21 protein-coding genes are annotated in these 19,429 nt (G+C 57.4%); 10 read left to right on the top strand and 11 right to left on the bottom strand.

Features of this window, described 5'->3' with window-relative positions; all coding sequences use genetic code 11:
• Positions 1 to 416: 416 nt before the first annotated feature.
• The 8 genes from FFI16_RS29935 (at position 417) to FFI16_RS29900 (ending at position 6,602) form a co-directional block, all read left to right on the top strand.
• Entirely contained in the window at positions 417 to 998 is a 582-nt protein-coding gene (locus FFI16_RS29935) for a YjfI family protein (protein WP_138813666.1), read from the top strand.
• Between the two features lie 17 nt (positions 999 to 1,015).
• Positions 1,016 to 1,714, top strand: coding sequence for a PspA/IM30 family protein (locus tag FFI16_RS29930; RefSeq protein WP_138813667.1), 699 nt, complete (start codon positions 1,016 to 1,018; stop codon positions 1,712 to 1,714).
• Between the two features lie 213 nt (positions 1,715 to 1,927).
• The gene (locus FFI16_RS29925) at positions 1,928 to 2,488 is read left to right on the top strand and encodes a rhomboid family intramembrane serine protease (protein ID WP_138813668.1); all 561 of its coding nucleotides are present in this window, start codon (positions 1,928 to 1,930) and stop codon (positions 2,486 to 2,488) included.
• Between the two features lie 72 nt (positions 2,489 to 2,560).
• Positions 2,561 to 3,595 carry an ion channel gene (locus tag FFI16_RS29920; RefSeq protein ID WP_138813669.1) on the top strand — a complete coding sequence of 345 codons (1,035 nt, stop codon included), beginning with the start codon at positions 2,561 to 2,563 and terminating at the stop codon, positions 3,593 to 3,595.
• Complete coding sequence (locus FFI16_RS29915; protein ID WP_138813670.1) at positions 3,582 to 4,256, top strand: DUF2491 family protein; 675 nt, start codon at positions 3,582 to 3,584, stop codon at positions 4,254 to 4,256. Before FFI16_RS29920 ends, FFI16_RS29915 begins: the two co-directional genes overlap by 14 nt.
• Positions 4,257 to 4,271: 15 nt before the next feature.
• A complete protein-coding gene (locus FFI16_RS29910) occupies positions 4,272 to 4,700 on the top strand; it encodes a DUF350 domain-containing protein (protein ID WP_056861936.1) in 429 nt (142 codons plus the stop codon).
• 18 nt (positions 4,701 to 4,718) lie between these two features.
• Positions 4,719 to 5,432, top strand: a complete 714-nt coding sequence (locus FFI16_RS29905) for a DUF1190 domain-containing protein (RefSeq protein ID WP_138813671.1) — start codon at positions 4,719 to 4,721, stop codon at positions 5,430 to 5,432.
• 12 nt (positions 5,433 to 5,444) lie between these two features.
• Complete coding sequence (locus tag FFI16_RS29900) at positions 5,445 to 6,602, top strand: glutathionylspermidine synthase family protein (protein ID WP_138813672.1); 1,158 nt, start codon at positions 5,445 to 5,447, stop codon at positions 6,600 to 6,602.
• A 133-nt stretch (positions 6,603 to 6,735) separates the two neighbouring features.
• Here the strand turns inward: FFI16_RS29900 and ycaC are convergent, their stop codons facing one another.
• A complete protein-coding gene (ycaC, locus tag FFI16_RS29895; RefSeq protein ID WP_065911274.1) occupies positions 6,736 to 7,368 on the bottom strand; it encodes an isochorismate family cysteine hydrolase YcaC in 633 nt (210 codons plus the stop codon).
• A 450-nt stretch (positions 7,369 to 7,818) separates the two neighbouring features.
• Here ycaC and FFI16_RS29890 point away from each other — a divergent pair, with 450 nt between their 5' ends.
• The gene (locus FFI16_RS29890; protein ID WP_138813673.1) at positions 7,819 to 8,055 is read left to right on the top strand and encodes a DUF6124 family protein; all 237 of its coding nucleotides are present in this window, start codon (positions 7,819 to 7,821) and stop codon (positions 8,053 to 8,055) included.
• 296 nt (positions 8,056 to 8,351) lie between these two features.
• Complete coding sequence (locus FFI16_RS30995; RefSeq protein ID WP_178112759.1) at positions 8,352 to 8,774, top strand: hypothetical protein; 423 nt, start codon at positions 8,352 to 8,354, stop codon at positions 8,772 to 8,774.
• A 103-nt stretch (positions 8,775 to 8,877) separates the two neighbouring features.
• Here the strand turns inward: FFI16_RS30995 and FFI16_RS29880 are convergent, their stop codons facing one another.
• The 10 genes from FFI16_RS29880 to eat form a co-directional block, all read right to left on the bottom strand.
• Entirely contained in the window at positions 8,878 to 10,011 is a 1,134-nt protein-coding gene (locus FFI16_RS29880) for a restriction endonuclease (RefSeq protein ID WP_138813674.1), read from the bottom strand.
• Positions 10,011 to 11,312, bottom strand: a complete 1,302-nt coding sequence (locus tag FFI16_RS29875; protein ID WP_138813675.1) for a DNA cytosine methyltransferase — start codon at positions 11,310 to 11,312, stop codon at positions 10,011 to 10,013. The genes FFI16_RS29880 and FFI16_RS29875 overlap by 1 nt, the downstream gene beginning before the upstream one ends.
• A gap of 400 nt (positions 11,313 to 11,712) precedes the next feature.
• On the bottom strand, positions 11,713 to 12,483 hold the full coding sequence (locus FFI16_RS29865; protein WP_138813677.1) for a S24 family peptidase: 771 nt from the start codon (positions 12,481 to 12,483) through the stop codon (positions 11,713 to 11,715).
• Between the two features lie 214 nt (positions 12,484 to 12,697).
• Positions 12,698 to 13,225 carry an inorganic diphosphatase gene (ppa, locus tag FFI16_RS29860; RefSeq protein ID WP_003176323.1) on the bottom strand — a complete coding sequence of 176 codons (528 nt, stop codon included), beginning with the start codon at positions 13,223 to 13,225 and terminating at the stop codon, positions 12,698 to 12,700.
• A gap of 93 nt (positions 13,226 to 13,318) precedes the next feature.
• Complete coding sequence (locus FFI16_RS29855; RefSeq protein ID WP_138813678.1) at positions 13,319 to 14,149, bottom strand: zinc-dependent peptidase; 831 nt, start codon at positions 14,147 to 14,149, stop codon at positions 13,319 to 13,321.
• A gap of 6 nt (positions 14,150 to 14,155) precedes the next feature.
• Positions 14,156 to 14,809: a DedA family protein gene (locus tag FFI16_RS29850; protein ID WP_056861943.1), complete on the bottom strand. Its 654-nt coding sequence runs from the start codon at positions 14,807 to 14,809 to the stop codon at positions 14,156 to 14,158.
• Between the two features lie 252 nt (positions 14,810 to 15,061).
• Entirely contained in the window at positions 15,062 to 15,520 is a 459-nt protein-coding gene (locus tag FFI16_RS29845; protein WP_138813679.1) for an N-acetyltransferase, read from the bottom strand.
• Positions 15,521 to 15,612: 92 nt separating this feature from the next.
• A complete protein-coding gene (eutC, locus tag FFI16_RS29840; protein WP_069786653.1) occupies positions 15,613 to 16,446 on the bottom strand; it encodes an ethanolamine ammonia-lyase subunit EutC in 834 nt (277 codons plus the stop codon).
• Positions 16,443 to 17,837: an ethanolamine ammonia-lyase subunit EutB gene (locus FFI16_RS29835; RefSeq protein ID WP_138813680.1), complete on the bottom strand. Its 1,395-nt coding sequence runs from the start codon at positions 17,835 to 17,837 to the stop codon at positions 16,443 to 16,445. Before FFI16_RS29835 ends, eutC begins: the two co-directional genes overlap by 4 nt.
• A 64-nt stretch (positions 17,838 to 17,901) precedes the next feature.
• Complete coding sequence (eat, locus tag FFI16_RS29830) at positions 17,902 to 19,350, bottom strand: ethanolamine permease (protein ID WP_138813681.1); 1,449 nt, start codon at positions 19,348 to 19,350, stop codon at positions 17,902 to 17,904.
• Between the last annotated feature and the right edge of the window lie 79 nt (positions 19,351 to 19,429).

Raw genomic sequence — 19,429 nt, 5'->3', positions numbered from 1 at the left:
GCCTTCACAACAATTCACAACGCCAAGGTGATTTCGGAACATTTATGCAGTAAGGCCGGTGCCCGAAAAAAAGCCCGATGTGTACGGTGCGCTTGCGCTAGAGCGTGGCGAGCCAAGTGTGGGCGCGCCAACAATGACATTTAACCGTTCATCAGATTGGAACAATCGAGCCTCAGCCTTGAGCGGTGGGCGCTGTTGGGCGGTTCGGGAAAAGTGAGACAAAAAATCTCACGCGTGAGCTATTGAGCCTGGCGAAAATAGCGCGTAGATTTTCTCACGCGTGAGATTTTCACAACGAGGCCAGTACCATGAAAAGCAGCTCTCCATCGAGCCCGCCCGCAGAGCCCGATACCGATTCAGCAAGCCGCAAGGGAGAGCGCTTGAAACCGCCGGTTAAAAAGCCGTCGAGCTTTTACATGAAGCAGATGCGCGCGGGGCTGGCGGCCGCCGGTTATGTGAAACACGAGACTTGGGTGCTTCCCGAAAACCGAAGCCTGCTCAAGCAAATGGAGAAACAGCTTCGCCAACCGATTCTGGCTGGCTCATTTATGTCGGAGAATTTCATGAGCGCAGGTACCAACTGGAACATCGACCGCCTTTTCAGCGCGCTTCAGGCCCTGGACGAAGTGGTCGCCAATGACATTACGCTTTCTCTGGTTCAAGGCTCCGAGTCCAGCATCAAGCTGGAAATGAACGACTTCGGTGGCTTGCCGATTTACATCGCGGTGGTGGGCGAGCAGATCATCGTCGATACCGTGCTGGTCGACGTCGAGTCGATCAACGATGTAACGGCCTTCAATGACGCCGTGCTGCGCAGCCGGGAAATGTTCCCGTTGTCGTCGATCGGCATTGAGTCCATGCCGAACGGTCAAGTTGTTTACAACATGTTTGGTGCGCTGAGTTCCGACTCCAGCCTGACCAACATCGTGACCGAGGTGAAAACCCTGGTCGATAACGTGCAGCGCGCGAGCGAAGCCTTCGAACGTTTCTTCAATTAAGTATTCGGGAGTATCCAATGACTCAGTCCATCTGGAGCAAATTGTTCACCGCGCTGCGTGGCGGTGCCAGCGAAGTCGGCGAATCGATCGTCGACCAACAGGCCCTGCGCATCCTTGATCAGGAAATTCGCGACGCCGACACCGCACTGGCCAACGCCAAGCGTGAACTGGTGAGCATCATGGCCAAGCACAAGCTGGCGGCCGATCGCGTGGGCGAATACGACGCCAAGATCAAAGACCTGGAATCCAAAGCGATGGCCGCTATCCAGGCCAACCGTGAAGACCTGGCCCTGGAAGTGGCAGAAGCCATTTCGACCCTGACCAACGAGCGCGACGCCGAGCAAAAGCAGACCGCCGAGTTCGGTGGCTACGCCGACAGCATGCGCAAAGACATCACCAAGGCCGAAAGCCGGATCAAAAGCCTGCGCCAGCAAGTGGACATGGCCAAGGCCCGCGAAAGTGTGCAAAAAGCCCAGGTCAGTGCGTCCGTCGCCAGCGGCGGCGCCAACGGCAAGCTGGAAACCGCCGTCGGTACACTCAACCGCCTGCAGGCCAAACAGCAGCAACGTGCCGCTGAACTGCAAGCCCAGGATGAACTGGCCGAGGCATCGACCGGCACCGACCTGGAACGCAAACTGCGCGACGCAGGCATCACGCCGGACACCGGCAGCGCTAATGCGATTCTGGAGCGTCTGAAGCAAAAGTCGGCTGAGTAAACAACGCCGAAGCAGGCCGGGCAGTTAAGTCAGCGAAGTGCTCAAGGCAGCGAAGATCAAATGTGGGAGCGGGCTTGCTCGCGAAGGCGTCAGCCCGGCAAGCATGGATGTTGACTGACCCACCGCTTTCGCGAGCAAGCCCGCTCCCACAGGGGGCTTGCGCTTAACCGACCGGCATTAAGGTCTGCCCTTCTTTTTTACCTCGAGGTCAGGATGGACGCCCTGAAGGGTTTCAAGACAATCGCAGGCCTGGCCGTGTTCATGGTCGCGCTGCAACTGCTCAATGTGGCGACCGGCTACAGCCTCATGGCATTCGGGCTGATTCCGAGGACCATGCAGGGCCTGTTCGGCATCCTCACCTCGCCGTTTCTGCACGCCTCCTTTGCCCACCTCAGCGCAAACCTGATCGCCTTTGTGGTGCTGGGCACCCTGGTCATGGCCGAAGGGCTCAACCGATTCGTCACCGTGAGCGCGATCATTATCCTGCTGGGTGGTTCGCTGGTCTGGCTGTTCGGGTTTAGCGGCGTACACGTCGGTGCCAGCGGCTGTGTCTTTGGGCTATGGGCCTACCTGTTGTCACGCGCCTGGTTCCACAGGAGCTGGAGCAACCTGTTAATCGCAGGTGTCGTGGCAGTGTTTTATGGCGGGTTGATCTTGGGGTTCCTGCCGCGCCAGGGTATTTCCTTCGAAGGGCATCTGTTTGGTGCGTTCGCCGGATTTATTGCTGCCAAGGTACTTCTCTCTGCACCGCGCAGCAGGTTTAATGCCGGGTGAACGCACTTGAGCCTACAGACGCTGAGGCGATGGCGTCATCAGGATTCAAGTACCCAGGGAGCCAGGGACGAAATGTCGATTTTCCTTTTGTTGCGCATGTACGCCTCCTCGCTCTTTCACCGCTTCGGCTGGGCAGGCTTGATCATTGCCCTGGGCGTACACCTGAGCACGGCTTACCTGGGCCTGGTGCTGTTGGGCGAACAACACCTCACTGCTCCCGCCACGTTTATCTACTTCTATCTCACCACCACGCTCACCGTCGGCTACGGCGACCTCGCCCCGCAGACCTCTGCAGGGCGCATTTTCGTGGCGACCTGGGTGATGCTCGGGGGCATTGTGCTGCTCACAGCGGCTATCGGCAAAACCACCAGCAGTGTTATCGATGCATGGAGAAAAGGCATGAAGGGCAAAGGTGATTTCACCGGCAAGGTGGGCCATACGGTGCTCATCGGCTGGGAAGGCGCGTCCAGTGAGCGGGTCATTGAGTTGTTGCTTCAAGACGAAACCTCGAACGACAACCTGATCGTGATTTGCGATTGCACCCTCGAAGAAAACCCGATGCCGGGTAAGGCCGCGTTCATCCGCGGTGAAAGCCTGTCCTCCAGCGCGCTGTTACTGCGTGCCGGTGTGCCCGGTGCCGAGCGTGTGCTGGTGCGAACCCCGTCTGACGACCTGACGCTGGCCACGGTGCTGGCGGTGAATCAACTGAGCCCCGTCGGCCATGTGGTCGCCCACTTCAATGAAAGTGAAATTGCCGCACTGGCCAGCTCCTACGCCCCGCGCCTGGAATGCACGTCCAGCATGGCGATCGAAATGCTGGTGCGCGCCTCTCAGGATCCGGGCTCATCCGTGGTCATCAATGAACTGTTGTGCGTAGGGCAGGGCGCCACTCAATACCTGATGAAGTTGCCCGAGGCCTTCGAAGCCACCTTCGGCGATCTGTACACCCGGATGAAAGAACACCACAACGCCACCCTTATCGGCTATCGCGCCAAAGGTGCCCAGCAACCGTCGATCAACCCGCCCAGTGCCACGCGCGTTGAAGGCGGCGAGCTCTTCTACATTGCCTCCACCCGCCTCAAGGAAATCTCCAATGGGATGGTTTAAACAGTTGATGGGGCTCGAGGCCCCGAACGCGAATCCACAATCGAACCGGCCCGCCGCCGAACCCGTGCCCACCACCGGGCCGCTGGGCCTGGCGCCGGGCAAAGGCGTGATGTTCGACTCAAGCCTGAAATTGCTGCTCGATGAAAAAACTTCGGTGGTGATCCCTGGCTCCCAGGAAGTCTGGGCCAACGGCACCGTTGACCTCGGGCAGTCGACCTGGCTGTCACGCTACTACATGAACGACGAAGATTACTGGCTGCAGGTGCACACCACCGGCGACATCGCCGGGCAGGTCGAGTCGGTGATCCTGTTTAACTACTTAAGCTATGTCACCATCAGCAGCGAAGCGGAACTGCGTCGGCTGGCAGGCCCACAAAGCTTGATCGGGCTGCCGACCTACACCCACAACGGCGTCGAGTACGCCCGTGTGTGGGGCGGCGAAGCCGGCCAGACCGAACTGGTGGCGATGAGTGAGCGCGTGATAAACCCGGAAGACGCCTACAACGTCGAGCACCGTTCGATGCTGTACGCCCGCGACACCGGCCTGACCGATCGCCGCGAGTTCCTGCTGTTTTCCGTCGAAGAAGATGCCGAGGGTGGCATCAGCCTGAGCACATCGCTGGGCATTTCGCTGTACACAACCGACCTGACTGCGCTCTAAAAAAGGAAGCCGTCCATGCTAGAAGCTCTCTCCATCTCCCTGAACAAAGCCGCTGTGCTCGGTTTTGTCATCTACATCCTGGGGGCTGCGGTGCTGTTCGCGCTGTTCCAGTTCATCTACACCCGCATCACCCCGCACAAGGAATTCGAACTGATCCGCGCCGGTAACGTTTCGGCGGCGGTTGCCCTGGGCGGCGCGATCATTGGCTTTGCCATTCCGGCCAGCAACGTGATTGCCTACTCCATCAGCCTGCTGGATTTTGTCGTCTGGTCGGTGATCGCCGCCGTCGTCCAACTGCTGGCGTTTCTGCTGACCAGCCTGGTGCTCAAAGGCACATCCGAGCGCATCAAGAATGGCGAAGTTGCGGCCGGCATCTACGTGGCCGCCGTGGCTATCAGCGTCGGCATGCTGAACGCTGCGTGCATGACGCCCACCCAGTACTGATTGCGCACGGAGCTCTCGATGAAACGAAGCAAGTACGTCCAGCTTTCGCTGGCAGCGTCGGTCGCCATGGCGATATCCGGCTGCGGGCCGACCGAAAAAACCTACGATTTGCAGAAGAAGTACAACTTCCAGTCGGTCCAGCAATGCGCCGATGAAAAGCTGCCGGTGGACGTCTGTTCAGACGCCTACATGACCGCCATGGCCGAGCATCGCCGCATCGCGCCGGTGTACGACAGCCAGACCGATTGTGACGCCGACTTTGTCGCCGACTGGTGCCAGCAAGACTCCACCGGCAAGTTCATCCCAAGGCTCGGCGGTTTCGAACTGACCGCCGAAGGCCGGGTGACCCAATCCCAGGTCGACGCGGCCAATGCCCAAGTCGCCGGCTCGCAAGCCAACAGCGGTGGCTCTGGCTTCTCTACCAGCAGCCTGCTCACCGGCCTGTTGATCGGCAACATGCTCAGCAACAATCGCAACAGCTACCGCTCCGAGCCGGTGTACCGCTACCGCGATGATCGCGGCAATTACGGCAATTCAACGCTCAACCAGCGCGTCTCCAACGGGGCAACCTTTGGCCGTTCCAACCAGGCCCGGTACGGCAGCAGCAATTACTCCAACACGCTGCGCTCCTCCAGCCAGCCGGTGAATGTTGCTTCGTCCACCTCCCGTGGCGGCTTCGGCAGCAAAGCCAGCGCCCGCAGCGGCTGGGGCGGCGGCGGGTCGAGCAGTTAAGGAAGCCAGGCCATGAAGAAGATCCACTGCGCAGAACGTCATGACTGGAAACAGACCGCCGACAGCCTCGGTTTCCTGTTCCACACCATCGACGGCGAACCCTACTGGGACGAAAGCGCGTACTACCAGTTCACGCTCGAACAAATCGAGCGCGACCTCGAGGACCCGACCACCGAGATCCATGACATGTGCATGGACCTCGTGGCCCGCGTGGTGCAAAACCAGGAGCTGCTGGAACGCCTGAGCATTCCCGCGCCGTTCTTCGACATGATCCGCACCTCATGGCTCGAAGGCCACCCGCACCTGTACGGGCGCATGGACTTCTCCTACAACGGCAGCGGGCCAGCCAAACTGCTTGAACTCAACTACGACACACCCACCAGCCTCTACGAAGCGGCGGCGTTTCAGTGGGGCTGGCTGGAGCAATGCATCGAACGCGGCCTGCTGCCCAAGCACGCCGACCAGTTCAACAGCATCGACACCAAGCTGCACCAGGCCTTCGCGCAACTGCAACTGAACCAGCCGTTCTACTTCGCCTCGATGAAAGACTCCATCGAAGACAAAGGCACCACCGACTACCTGCGCCTGGTCGCGGAAAAAGTCGGCATCGAATCCCGCCACATCGACATCGAAGACATCGGCCTTACCAGCGAAGGCCGCTTCGTCGACCTTGAGGATCGCTGGATTCCCCACCTGTTCAAACTGCACGCCTGGGAATTCATCTTCCACGAACCCTTCGGCGCCGCGATTGCCCAGAGCGACACCCAGTTTTTCGAGCCAGCGTGGAAAGCCATTCTCTCCAATAAAGGCATCCTGCCGCTGCTGTGGGAGTTCAATAAAGGCCACCCGAACCTGCTCGCCTCCCACCTGGACACCGACCCCGGCAAAGCCGTGCCAAAGGGCTGGGTACGCAAGCCGTTCTTCTCCCGCGAAGGCGCCAACATCGAACTGCAAACCGCCGACGGCCTGGTCGTAAAAGAAGACGGCCCCTACACGGACGCGCCGTTTATCCTTCAGGAGTTCGCGCCGCTGCCGAAGTTTGGCGACAGCTACACACTGATCGGCTCCTGGGTCATCGCGGATCAAGCCGCAGGCATAGGCGTGCGCGAAGACAACAGTTTGATCACCAAGGACTCAAGCCGGTTTCTACCGCACCTGATCCTCGACTGAGCACCCGGACCGCAACGCAGCAAAGCCCAAATGTGGGAGCGGGCTTGCCCGCGATGACGGTATGTCAGTCACCGAATGTAGTGACTGATGCACCGCCATCGCGGGCAAGCCCGCAAGTTAAAGCCGCTCAACCTCAGCCCTGACGCGCCGCCAGCACCGAATAGCTGTTCATCAAATTCCGATAATTAGGAATTCGCTGCGACAACAAATTCCCCAGCCCCTCGATATCGTTGCGCCAATCCCCCTGCAACTCACACGCCACCGAAAACCAATTCATCATCTGCGCCCCCGCCTGCACCATCCGGCTCCACGCCGCCTGCTGCACCGTCGTATTAAACGTGCCCGACGCATCCGTCACCACAAACACCTCAAACCCCTCCGCCAGCGCCGACAACGTTGGGAACGTCACACACACATCCGTCACCACACCCGCAATCACAATCTGCTTACGCCCAGTCGCCTTGACCGCCTTGACGAAATCCTCGTTGTCCCACGCATTAATCTGACCAGGGCGAGCGATGTACGGCGCGTCCGGGAACATCTCCTTCAACTCCGGCACCAACGGGCCGTTAGGGCCTTGCTCGAAACTGGTGGTGAGAATGGTCGGCAAGTTGAAGAACTTGGCCACGTCCGCCAGGGCCAGCACGTTGTTCTTGAACTCATTGGGGGAAAAGTCCTGCACCAGCGAGATCAGGCCGGTTTGGTGGTCGATCAGCAGAACAATGGCGTCGTCTTTGTTCAAGCGGCTCAGGGTTGGAGTGCTCATGGTTGAAGTCCTTTTTGTTTAGGTTGGTTTGGCGTTGCGTTCAACATGGGCACAGATTAATGGGTGGGTGGCGGGGGATAAATCGGGTGTGGCAGGTAATACTGTCAACTCAAAAGTGACAATGGTTAGATGGCCAGCAGTACGGATCCCTTTCATTCGCAGGACGTTTCCTAGAGAATCCCAGGCGCTTGCGTCAGCAAAATCTCGCGACTAGGCTGCGTTCCGTCACTGCTATTTCAGTGATCGGGTTTAGTCGCCCGGACTTCGCTAGGCGCACGCGCCATCCCAAAGCCAGGTGTTTTCTCACCTGCACTTTATGGTGGCTGTGCGCAGGGCACCTTCGGGTGCGCCGGTGCCTAGCGGCCGGTCGACTAACCTGCGTACAGCCGCCACCTCTGCTCGTTTAGTCGCGAAAGGACGGTGGTAGTCACTTACTGCTAGAGGTTTTCTATGGATAACAATGTTTCGGATTCGCCCTCATCGGCTGCGACCAAGCCTTTTACTGTTAATGAAGAGCTGAGCTTTGAAGATGCCTGGGTGCGCGTAGCCGAGCTGCTGCAGTGTGCGGTGGCTACGTCGCAGGCGCTTGGTGAACCGCTGGGTGCGCCGCACAGGGCGGTGATGCATTTGGTGGAGATGGCGAAGATGGTGGCGGATCGGGCTGTGGAGTGTATGCAGCCGTCGTAATACGACGTCGCCTGTGCTCTAGTGTAAAAGTGCGGGCGACGCAACGCGTCCAATAGGTTATGTGTATTTACCGCCTCGTGATCGGGGAATGGCGTACTCGACCAGCATTCCCACTCGCCGTGTTCATGTCATCATTTGTCGTTTTTTGCGACACGTCCTGCCAGCATGTCGTTGCTGGCGACATATCTATCCATTCCAGAATTAGGCGGCAGTCTGTTGCCCAATTGGGCTTGTCGCCAGAATGGAAAGCGACGGTGTTAGAGTCGTGAAAAGCTATCTAACCAAGGATGCAGTAATTGCCTATCAAGACGGATGTTTGGACCGTGGGTGTTGCACCGAGCAAGCTACCACTAAGCCATTTGGTCAGTGAGCAGTTGCTTGCAAATATGATTCTCAATTCGCAAGGCATTCGCAGTGAAAGTGAAGAGCTCCATCCTTTGCATCTTCATTGTATCGCTCGCACACCGACAGCCCTTGTTACACAAGCCTGGTGCCCAATCTGGGCGCATGACCTCCGAGAAAAGGTTATCGCCAAAGCTGGAGTAATAAAGCTTTCGATGACCGAGCTTCAGGCACCGCGCACTCGATTATTCTACAGCGGTAAAAAGTTCGACTTTATCGCTTGTATTTTCCAACCCGGTCCGAGTCGCGCCAGCCGATTAGCAACCCGAACCGGCAGAGAGCTTTATGAGGGGATGCGGGTTTGGCTGCGCTCCTAAAATCACGTCCGCAGCCCTGACGCCGGCATTGAGTATTTTATTGCATTGCGTTTGCCTTTTCAAAGCGCCAGCAAGCATTCAAGGAAGTTCCGAACATCATTGCTTATATTTCATTTTGGATTTCTTCTTCATCATCGCCCGAAAGGGATGGGTCTTCGTGTCGGCTAATTACGCGATGATTATTTCCCAATTGAAAAAGAATTCTATTCTTTTGATAGCTTGCGTGAAAGTCTAGAAGTTTAATCTCTTTTCTATTCTCATCTGTCGTACTGGTAGATTCAAATCGGCTTATCTCCTCAATCGGGCGCCGAACATATTTCTCAATGAAGCGGGACATCACTTCTCCCGCTTGCTCTTCGAGATGCTCCCAAGCGTCCTCTCCGAGATAGGCACGACCACCCTTTGCCTCAAAAGCTTTCTGTAGCACTTCTAATCGAGGATTCATTGTTGGATCTAATACTATAAGAATTGGTGTGGCTCCCGAATTATAGGCATCCTCAGCGAATTGAATTTCCTCCCCGAAACGGCCTTGTCCGCTAGCTGCAATTGTGACGCGTAGTTTGAATTCGTACGCTAGAGTTGCCCCGTTCGGGAGAACTTTCCAGCAATCGACTTGGCGTCCTTTTGTTGGATCCCCCGAGCGTGTTACTACTCTTGTTCTAGCGCTTTTCTGCTCTCCACCAATTGCCGCGGCCAGAATCGGTTCAAATAAATATCCAGTTTCTTGGGCGGAGCGGTTGTCGAGGTCATAAAAGAATTTACGCCAAGTGAGCCATGACGCTAGTGCCTCTGGTTCCGTTGTCCCGTATTCAACAAGCGAGCGAGGTGATACCTGGATCATCGTCGGCATCGGCTGGGCTGATAATATTTTTTGGTATTTTCGTCTACGCTTGTGGAGCTCGCTCAAGCAACGTAAATACGTAGTAAAGTCCTCAATTTGATTTTCCCCGATCTTCATAAGCGCAACGTGCTGCTCTGGCTCAAGATCTATTGGACTAAGAAACCACTCTTCTGGGAGTTCGTAGTAGTCTGCGTTTGGGGCTATTTTTTCCCAAAGCTTGGGGTTGAGCTCCTTGAGTTCGTCACCGCAGTCCGTATCGTGGTATATAACTCCTATTAATTTGGCGAGCTCACTTTCGGACATCATTACTGGTAGATTTGTTCCAAGTCCCATTGTCATTACTTTTGTTAAAAGTTTTGATTCTTCGGAGCTAAGTCGCGAGGTCTGTTTTTTCATTATTCATACTCAAGTTTGTGTTGAATAAAACTCGATAAAAGAGAGTCCGTTTTCTTTAGCGATTCGCTCATTCCGCTAGCTTCAGTCAAACGATAACCTAAAAGTCGTGGTTGGCGTTTCTCAATTTCTATCGATATTCCAGATCCGAATGTCCCTTCCAGTGTTTTTAGGTGGTTAGCGAATACTGCCGCCGCAATAGGGGGGACAGCATTACCTATTTGTTGTATGACGCTAGCCGCATTACCAAAAAAACGATACTTGTCTGGAAATGATTGAATTCGAGCGCACTCTCGAATAGTGAGGGGGCGGTTCTGTTCTGGATGAATAAATTCACGACTGGCCGCGCCTGTGATAGTTAAACTCTGCAAGTCGCCGTGTAGACGTTTAATACCAGAAGGAGCACCGCCCCGTTTTTCGGTAGGCGTACCATCTGCTACGCGACGAAAAGCGCGCTTTCGAAAACTGTCGTGCCAAAGCTCTTCCGGAAGATCCTTCATTGTATGACCGCACTTTAGAAGGCTGAATCGGCTTCTATCTTCACTGTCAGTATTATCAAAGTGCTCAGTAATTACGCCTGAATCATTTCCCAAGCGCATAGCTGAGTCATATTCATTGAGCGGAGTAGTTGTCCCATATTGAGATGTCTCGCTTCTTTTAGGACTAGGCTTGCCAAGCCCGGCAATAGCTTGGAGCAATGTCGGAGCAAAAGGTTTACCTGATCGTTTCTTGGCTTTACCCGAATCATAAGAGAACTGCTCTTCAGGGAAGTTGAAGTCAACACCCAGCCTATTGCCGATGATCAAGACCCGTTTACGAGTCTGCGGCACGCCATATGCTGCTAAATTTACTTTCTCGACTCGGACCGAGTAACCGATACGCAAGAACTCTCTCACAAGCGAGGACACTGCTTCTCCGTGACCGGATGTGAGCAAACCCTCGACATTCTCGAAGATGAACCAGCGAGGCTTAACCTCGCTGACAATGTGGAGGTAGTTGAAGATCAGACGATTTCTGGGGTCTGCAACGTTGCGGGCTCCTGCGGTGCTGAAGCCTTGACAGGGGGGGCCTCCAATGATTGCAAAGGGCTCCTTTCCGCCTAGCAATTCTTTAAAAAACGACGGGGAAGTCTGGGAGAGATCTAGGTTGTAGCATTTGCTTCCTACGTTTGCTTCGTAGCTTTGGCATGCATCAACATTTATTTCTGCACCACATAGTGGCTTGAGGCCTGCTGCCGAAAAGCCGGAAGAAAAGCCACCTGCTCCAGAAAAAAAAGTCAGGACATCGTCAGATTGTGAATTCATGGAAAAGGCCCATACGGCGAAAAGCTCTCACTGAGCCAAATGCCGGACATGTTAAATGAATGGAGGTGAGTTGTATCTTCCTGCATTGAACGCAAGTCTTGGGCCATCATGTGGTTTCACGTCCAAGCACCTAAGATTGGTATGGGCTGGGATCTGATGTTTTAATAAGGTCTTTAAAATCAAGGATTCAAGGCATTAAAAAGCCGGCTTGTGGCCGGCTTCTCGGGGACTGCCTCAGCTTGTTTTTGACAAACCTCACCAGCCTTCAAATCGCTCAGCCCACGTCGAGTCGGGCTGAATAGTAGGGGCATCTGCGGGAACTCCTCCGCATCGCCAGGCAGGATAGGTAGCGCAACGCCACCCCCTGCCAAATGTGGGCGGCATTCTACCCACATTCACCTCATATGCCTACCTCCGGGTCCGATTTAGAGCCTTCCCAGCCCAGCAGGTGTTCGTCCAGTGGCACCGGCCTGCGGTTATTCAAGGTGGACCACCAGAACACCCAGCCGACGATCTCGAAGTTCTGTTCAAAGCGTTGTTCGTGGGTGAGGTATTCGTCCGGGTGTTCGTTGGCGTTGTGGCTGCGCATGCGCAGGCCGCCGCCGGGGCGGTTGTAGAGGTATTTGATGCGGAGCATGCCGTCGTGTTCGACGGCGTAGATTTCACCGTCGGTGATTTGGCTGCGGCCTCGGTCGATGGCGAGGGTGGCGCCTTGCTGGATGATGTCGGTCATGCTGTTGTCGACCATGTAGGCGCCTACCGCGCGGTCGGGGTTTACGTTGAGGGTTTCGAGGGTGTGCAGGGAGACGCGGATGCGCTCGGTCGAGGTGAACGTGGGGTGGAGGGGGATCTCCACGTCGATTTTTTCCGGGAGACGGACGGGGCCCGTGAGGTACTTGCCGCTTTCTTCGCGGGTGGCGATGCCTTTCCTTGGGTCCGGGCCTTCCAGCAGGAAGTTGGCCGGTGGGTGTTTGAGGCCTTCGCCGGTGCGCAGCCAACGGCTGGAGACGCAGAGCAGTTCTGCGATCTCGTTGAGTCGGCCCATGGGCACGCCGCGCTTGAACCAGTTGTTCACGTGTTGAGGCGTGACACCACGGTTCTTGGCGAAGTCGGAGGCGGAAAGATGAACTTCCCGCAGTAACGCTTTTAGTCGATCACCTGATGTATTCATAAACGCAGAGTTTACTGGCCGGAAAAATACATCAAATAAACTATGCGTTGAGTTTCGCGTGTAGGGATTTGCTTAGTTGTAGGCTGATATTTCAGCTATCTAACTTTATTAAACGCGCCGAATTAAACATTGAACTCTGTGTTTAATTTTTCCCACAAAAAAAGCCCCGAATCGTCGGGGCTTTTTTGATTGCCGGGGCAATGAGGAGCGGGTATCAGCCTTTGTAGGCAGCAACCGACTTCATGATCTCGGCGCGGGCGGCGTCTGCGTTGCCCCAACCGTCGATCTTCACCCATTTGCCTTTTTCGAGGTCTTTGTAGTTCTCGAAGAAGTGCTTGATCTGTTCCAGCAGCAGTGGCGGCAGGTCGGTGTATTCCTTCACGTCCACGTACAGCTGGGACAGCTTGTCGTGTGGCACCGCGATAACTTTGGCATCGCCGCCGCCGTCGTCGGTCATGTTCAGGATGCCGACTGGGCGCGCGCGAATCACCGAGCCTGGGGTAACCGGGTAAGGGGTTACTACCAGCACGTCGAGGGGGTCACCGTCGTCAGCCAGGGTGTTAGGGATAAAACCGTAGTTGGCCGGGTAGAACATCGGGGTGGCCATGAAACGGTCAACGAACAGGCAGTCGCTGTCTTTGTCGATTTCGTATTTGATCGGCGCGTGGTTGGCCGGAATTTCGATGGCGACGTAGATGTCGTTCGGCAGGTCTTTGCCAGCCGGAATCTTGCTGTAGCTCATTGGGCGATGCCCCCGTAGTTGGCCATGAAACATGGCCGGATTGGCCTAAAAGTGGCGGCGATTATAGGCATATTCTGACGCCGATGCCATGCGTCAGACGTCGTGTGGCGCCAGCGGTTCAGTCTGGTAACGGGCATCGCTGGTTTGCAGTTGGTGCAGGCGGGCCAGCGGGTCCTGGCGATAGAAGCGGCTCAGTTGTGCATACACCAGGGGATAAGTGCCGACCAGTAAATCCGGGGCACTGAAAAAATATTCACTGGTGACAGCAAAGAATTCCGCCGGGTTTTCGGCGGCGTAGGGGTCGATGTCCGTTTCGGCGTCCGGGTTGGCATCCAGCTGGCGGTTGAGGTCGTCAAAGGCGCTTTGCATCACGCTGGCCCATTCCTGCACGCGCATGTCGTGGTGCAGCGGCGGCAGGCCGTTGGCGTCGCCGTTGAGCATGTCCAGCTTGTGCGCCAGCTCGTGGATCACCAGGTTGTAGCCTTCCCACTGGCCGCTGGCCAGAACGCCGGGCCAGGCGAGGATCACCGGGCCTTGCTGCCAGGCTTCGCCGCTGTGCTCACCGTCCCACTCGTGCTCGACACCGCTGGCATCGCGATGGCGTTGGGGGCTCAGAAAGTCGTCGGGGTACAGCACGATTTCGTGAAAGCCCTGATACCAGTCGAGGTCGCCCAGGTTCATCAACGGCAACTGTGCCTGGGCGGCGAGCAGCAGGCGCTGTTCCTGATGCAGGTCGACGCCGGGCAGGGCGGTGAGGTGCTTTTCACTCAGGAACACCACGCAGGCTTCGCGCAGCCATTGGTCCTGCTCGGCGCTGATGCCGTCGAGAAAGGTCAGGTGATGGCGCACCCGCTGCCAGGTGTCATCGGCAATCGGGTGCTTGGCCAGCAGGCGCCGGCGACGCCAGGCGCTGAGGGACCACATTGCCGGTTACTGCGGCTTGGCTTCGGAACTGCGGCCAAACCGGCTGCGGAACACGCCGATGATCATCGGCACCAGCGACAGCAGGATGATAAACACCACCAGCAGCGAGAGGTTCTTCTTGATAAACGGCACGTTGCCGAAGAAGTAACCCAGGGTGACCAGGCCGCCAACCCACAGGATGGTGCCGAACACGCTGAAGCCGAAGAAGCGCGGGTAAGGCATTTTGGCGATACCGGCCACGAACGGTGCAAAGGTGCGCAGGATTGGCAGGAAGCGCGCCAGGGTCACGGTTTTGCCGCCGTGCTTGTCGTAGAAGTCGTGGGTTTTTTGCAGGTAGTCGCGGCGGAAGATTTTCGAATTCGGGTTGCTGAACAGGCGTTCCCCGGCCGTTCGTCCGATCACGTAGTTGGTGCTGTCGCCGAGGATGGCTGCGAGCATTAACAGGCCGCCCAGCAGTACCGGGTCCATGCCGCCGCCTGCGGCGATAGCGCCGGCGATAAACAGCAAGGAGTCACCGGGCAGGAAAGGCATAACCACCAAACCGGTTTCGCAAAAGATAACCAGGAACAGAATGGCGTAGATCCACACTCCATAGTTTCTTACCAGCATGTCGAGGTACACGTCGAGATGCAGGATAAGGTCGAGCGGGTTGAAATCCATGGATGGCACCTGTGTGAATGGCCCGGCTCAGCAGGCCTGTGCGGAAGCTACGGGTAAGTTAGGCTACAAGCTTATGTCGCGATTCTTACAGCTCTGAGAGGTCCGCATTATACGGATTGAGAGGTGAAAAGCGTGTTGGTTTTGTAGCGGGGAGTGTCGCTGGTAGCAAGGCTTTACACTGATCCAAATGTTGCTCAGATGTAAATGTGGGAGCAGGCAAGCCAGCTCCCACAGTGGATCGGTGGTGTTTTCTCAGTCCTCACTGATCGGCAGCACGTAGTTCTTGAACTCCGTATCCTCCCGAAACCCGATCGACTCATAGGTCTTCTGCGCCACCTCATTGTCACTGCTGGTCGATACCCGCAGCCGTACGGCCTGGGTCTCCTTGGCCATCTTCTTCGCGGTGCGCATCAGGTTGTCGGCCACCAACTGCCGGCGGGCATCTTCGGCGACGTAGATGTCGTTGAGGATCCACACGCGTTTAAGCGACAGCGACGAAAAGCTCGGGTACAGCTGGCAGAACCCCAGCAACTTCTTGTCGTCATCGTCCGCCAGGGCCAGGTAGATCACTGACTCTTTGCGGCGCAGGCGCTTTTCCAGAAAGGCCCGCGATGAATCCGGGAAGGGCAGCGCGCCATAAAACTCGCGGTATTTGACGAACAACGGGGTCAGCAGGTCCAGGTGTTCCAGGGTCGCTTGAGTAATCCGCATGCCAGGCCTCAACTTCCAAATGGGGTATGACCACACACGCGGCCGTGACTCGATGCTGCCTAATGACGCAAAAAAGCGCAATCGTGCCGCGATCAGTCATTGGGTGGGCTGAGCAGGAAGTTGCCTTTCATCAGGTCAGGATCATCCGATTCGATGGTCTGAACCTGCGCCTCGTCCTTGAGATTGACCCCCGACAGCTGCCGACGACACGCCTCTTTCATCAAGTAAAGCAGGCGATGGGCGGCCATGCCGTAGCTCAGGCCCTCCAGGCGTACATTGGAGATGCAGTTGCGGTAGGCATCGGTGAGGCCGACCTTGGGGTTGTACGTGAAATACAGCCCCAGGCTGTCCGGCGAACTGAGCCCCGGCCGTTCGCCGATCAGAATCACCACCATTTTGGCCCCGAGCAACTGGCCGATTTCATCGGCCACTGCCACGCGGCCCTGTTCCACCAGGATCACCGGCGATAAAGACCAGCCTTCAGCCTGGGTCTGTTCCTCCATGCGTGTAAGAAACGGCAGCGTATGTTTATGCACTGCCAGCGCTGAAAGGCCATCGGCCACCACCACGGCCAAATCCACGCCACCTGGATTGGCGGCGGCATAGTCGCGCAGGCTCTGGGCTGACTCATCACTTAAGCGTCGGCCCAAATCCGGGCGTTGCAGGTACATGTGCCGGTCCACCGCAGCACTGTGCAGCAACAGGCTGTCACGCCCGCGCTCGGCCATTTGGCTGCTCAGGCCCGCATGGTCGAAGGGTAGGTGTACCGCATCGCGCGCCTGGGCGTGAGCAAACTGAAAGTCCAGCTGCGCGTTGGTGGGGATGCTGGTGCCGGTGCGGCCCAAGGCAATGCGCGCGGGGGTGAGGCGGCGCAGCTCCAGCCACGGGTTGTCAGGCAGGTCGAGTTGCACAGGCGGCTCCTTCATCCTAATTGCTTCAAGGCGTGGCGAAACGCCGGTGGCAGGCTGTTGCCGAAGTGCACCTTGCCGTCGGCTTGGGTGAAGATACCCATTTTCGCCAGCCACTGTTCAAACTCCGGCGCGGGCTTTAAACCCAATGTTTGGCGGGCGTACAGGGCGTCATGGAACGAGGTGGTCTGGTAGTTGAGCATGATGTCGTCGGAGCCGGGGATGCCCATGATGAAGTTGATCCCGGCCACGCCCAGCAGGGTCAGCAGCGTGTCCATGTCATCCTGGTCGGCTTCGGCGTGGTTGGTGTAGCAGATATCACAGCCCATCGGCACGCCGAGCAACTTGCCGCAGAAGTGGTCTTCGAGGCCGGCGCGGATGATCTGTTTGCCGTTGTACAGGTACTCCGGGCCGATAAAGCCTACAACCGTATTGACCAAAAACGGTTTGAAATGCCGCGCCACGGCGTAGGCGCGGGTTTCACAGGTTTGCTGGTCGACGCCAAAGTGCGCGTTGGCCGACAAGGCGCTGCCCTGGCCGGTTTCGAAATACATCAGGTTCTGGCCCAAGGTGCCGCGATTCAGGCTCAAGCCCGCCTCGTAGCCTTCCTGCAGTACGCTCAGGCTGATGCCGAAACTGGCGTTGGCCGCCTCGGTGCCGGCAATCGACTGAAACACCAGGTCCAGCGGCACGCCACGGTTGATGGCTTCGATGGAGGTGGTCACGTGGGTGAGCACGCAGGCTTGGGTGGGGATTTCGTAGCGCTGGATGATCGCGTCGAGCATCTCCAGCATGGCGCAGATCGAGGCGATGCTGTCGGTGGCCGGGTTGATGCCGATCATCGCGTCGCCGTTGCCGTAAAGCAGTCCGTCGAGAATGCTGGCGGCGATGCCTGCCGGCTCATCCGTCGGGTGGTTGGGTTGCAGGCGAGTCGATAGCCGCCCGCGCAGGCCCATGGTGCCGCGAAACTGGGTGACCACGCGGATCTTCTGCGCCACCAGCACCAAATCCTGCACGCGCATGATTTTGGAGACAGCGGCGGCCATCTCCGGGGTCAGCCCGGGCGCCAAGGCACGCAGGGAGTGTTCGTCGGCCGCATCGCTGAGCAGCCAGTCCCGCAGGCCGCCGACGGTGAGGTGGCTGACTGCGCTAAACGCCTGTTTATCGTGGGTGTCGATGATCAGACGGGTGACTTCGTCGCTTTCGTAAGGGATCAGCACTTCTTCGAGGAAGTGTTTCAACGGGATATTCGCCAGCGCCATTTGCGCCGCGACGCGCTCGCCGTCGTTTTGCGCCGCCACGCCCGCCAGGAAGTCGCCGGAACGCGCCGGGCTGGCCTTGGCCATCACGTCTTTGAGGCTGTCGAAGCGGTAGGTCTGTGAACCTACCGCGTGGGAAAAGCTTGCCATACAGTGTCTCCTGGGCGACGCGGGCTGCCCGTGAGCCAGGCGCCCGCATCGAGGTTTACGGCTATCAGTGCAAGGCGGCCTCTGCGGCCTGGATCGCCGCGAATTCTTCTTCGGGCGTGCCTGCTACCAAGTGATGCCGGCTGTAGAAAGCAAAGTAAGCAATTAATACTCCATAGATGATCGCAGCGCCAATCACCACCCGTGGATCAACCAGAAAGCCCGCCACCACGGCCACGCAGGCCAGTACCAAGGCGATGCCGGAAGTGAAAATGCCACCCGGCGTGCGGTACGGACGCTCCATTTTGGGGCGGCGGATGCGCAAGGTGATGTGCGCGGCCATCATCAGTACGTAGGAGATGGTCGCGCCAAACACGGCCACCAGAATCAGCAAATCACCCTGGCCCGTCAGCGACAGGCCGAAACCGATGATGCCGGGGATCACCAACGCCAGCACCGGCGCTTTGCTTTTGTTGGTCTGCGACAGCTTGCGCGGCAGGTAGCCGGCGCGGGACAGAGCGAAGATCTGCCGCGAATAGGCGTAGATAATCGAGAAAAAGCTCGCGATCAGCCCGGCCAGGCCGACCAGGTTGACGAAGCTGCCCATCCAGGTCGAGCCACCGTAAGACAACGCCAGTGCTTCGACCAAGGGGTTTCCGGATTTGATCAGTGCGTAAGTGCCCGCGCCGCCTGGCGCAATCACCAGAATCAACAGGGCAAAACTGGTCAGCACCACAATGGCGCCAATCAAGCCACGCGGCAGGTCGCGCTTGGGGTTCTTGGTTTCTTCGGCAGCCAGGGGCACGCCTTCAACGGCGAGGAAAAACCAGATTGCGTAGGGAATTGCTGCCCACACACCGACATAACCGAACGGCAGGAAGGTGCTGGCGCCCTTGGCCTCGGTCACCGGGATATCGAGCAAGTTGGCGACGTTGAAGTGCGGCACCATCGACACCAGGAACACGCCCAAGGCAATCGCTGCGATGGCGGTGATCACAAACATCAGCTTCAGGGCTTCACCCACGCCAAAGATGTGGATGCCGATAAAGATGATGTAGAACGCCAGGTAAATCATCCAGCCGCCGATGCCGAACAACGACTCGCAATAGGCGCCGATAAACACCGCGATGGCGGCGGGGGCGATGGCATATTCGATAAGGATGGCGGTGCCCGTGAGGAACCCGCCCCAAGGGCCGAAGGCGCTGCGGGCAAAGCCGTAGCCACCGCCGGCGGTAGGAATCATGGAAGACAGTTCGGCCAGGGAGAAACACATGCACAGGTACATGGTGGCCATCAGTAAGGTGGCGAGGAACATACCGCCCCAGCCGCCCTGGGCCAGGCCGAAGTTCCAACCGGCGTAGTCGCCGGAGATCACGTAGGCAACGCCAAGGCCGACCAGCAGCACCCAGCCGGCGGCGCCTTTTTTCAGTTCGCGTTGTTGGAAATAGTCGGTGCCGACTTTTTCGAAGTCGACGGAAGAGCCAGACGCCGGAGCGCCAGTGGGTTCGCTAGGCATGGGAAAGTACCGTCCGTTGTTATTGTTTTAGCTCGACCTCTTTGTGTCGAACGTGAGTTGCGAGTACTTGCGAAGATCA

The organism is Pseudomonas sp. KBS0710 (genome assembly GCF_005938045.2).
GTDB lineage: Bacteria > Pseudomonadota > Gammaproteobacteria > Pseudomonadales > Pseudomonadaceae > Aquipseudomonas.
Note: the sequence above shows the minus strand (reverse complement) of the source record. Positions and strands in the feature narration are given on the sequence as shown.

Excerpts from the sequence above, each read along its gene's own strand:
- FFI16_RS29910 (WP_056861936.1), top strand. The coding sequence starts at position 4,272 with ATGCTAGAAGCTCTCTCCATCTCCCTGAACAAAGCCGCTGTGCTCGGT.
- FFI16_RS29850 (WP_056861943.1), bottom strand. The coding sequence starts at position 14,809 with ATGGATTTCAACCCGCTCGACCTTATCCTGCATCTCGACGTGTACCTC.
- FFI16_RS29880 (WP_138813674.1), bottom strand. The coding sequence starts at position 10,011 with ATGAAAAAACAGACCTCGCGACTTAGCTCCGAAGAATCAAAACTTTTA.
- FFI16_RS29875 (WP_138813675.1), bottom strand. The coding sequence starts at position 11,312 with ATGAATTCACAATCTGACGATGTCCTGACTTTTTTTTCTGGAGCAGGT.
- FFI16_RS29890 (WP_138813673.1), top strand. The coding sequence starts at position 7,819 with ATGGATAACAATGTTTCGGATTCGCCCTCATCGGCTGCGACCAAGCCT.
- FFI16_RS29855 (WP_138813678.1), bottom strand. The coding sequence starts at position 14,149 with ATGTGGTCCCTCAGCGCCTGGCGTCGCCGGCGCCTGCTGGCCAAGCAC.
- ppa (WP_003176323.1), bottom strand. The coding sequence starts at position 13,225 with ATGAGCTACAGCAAGATTCCGGCTGGCAAAGACCTGCCGAACGACATC.
- FFI16_RS29930 (WP_138813667.1), top strand. The coding sequence starts at position 1,016 with ATGACTCAGTCCATCTGGAGCAAATTGTTCACCGCGCTGCGTGGCGGT.
- FFI16_RS29865 (WP_138813677.1), bottom strand. The coding sequence starts at position 12,483 with ATGAATACATCAGGTGATCGACTAAAAGCGTTACTGCGGGAAGTTCAT.
- FFI16_RS29900 (WP_138813672.1), top strand. The coding sequence starts at position 5,445 with ATGAAGAAGATCCACTGCGCAGAACGTCATGACTGGAAACAGACCGCC.
- ycaC (WP_065911274.1), bottom strand. The coding sequence starts at position 7,368 with ATGAGCACTCCAACCCTGAGCCGCTTGAACAAAGACGACGCCATTGTT.
- eat (WP_138813681.1), bottom strand. The coding sequence starts at position 19,350 with ATGCCTAGCGAACCCACTGGCGCTCCGGCGTCTGGCTCTTCCGTCGAC.
- eutC (WP_069786653.1), bottom strand. The coding sequence starts at position 16,446 with ATGAAGGAGCCGCCTGTGCAACTCGACCTGCCTGACAACCCGTGGCTG.
- FFI16_RS29935 (WP_138813666.1), top strand. The coding sequence starts at position 417 with ATGAAGCAGATGCGCGCGGGGCTGGCGGCCGCCGGTTATGTGAAACAC.
- FFI16_RS29920 (WP_138813669.1), top strand. The coding sequence starts at position 2,561 with ATGTCGATTTTCCTTTTGTTGCGCATGTACGCCTCCTCGCTCTTTCAC.
- FFI16_RS29905 (WP_138813671.1), top strand. The coding sequence starts at position 4,719 with ATGAAACGAAGCAAGTACGTCCAGCTTTCGCTGGCAGCGTCGGTCGCC.
- FFI16_RS29845 (WP_138813679.1), bottom strand. The coding sequence starts at position 15,520 with ATGCGGATTACTCAAGCGACCCTGGAACACCTGGACCTGCTGACCCCG.
- FFI16_RS29915 (WP_138813670.1), top strand. The coding sequence starts at position 3,582 with ATGGGATGGTTTAAACAGTTGATGGGGCTCGAGGCCCCGAACGCGAAT.
- FFI16_RS29835 (WP_138813680.1), bottom strand. The coding sequence starts at position 17,837 with ATGGCAAGCTTTTCCCACGCGGTAGGTTCACAGACCTACCGCTTCGAC.
- FFI16_RS29925 (WP_138813668.1), top strand. The coding sequence starts at position 1,928 with ATGGACGCCCTGAAGGGTTTCAAGACAATCGCAGGCCTGGCCGTGTTC.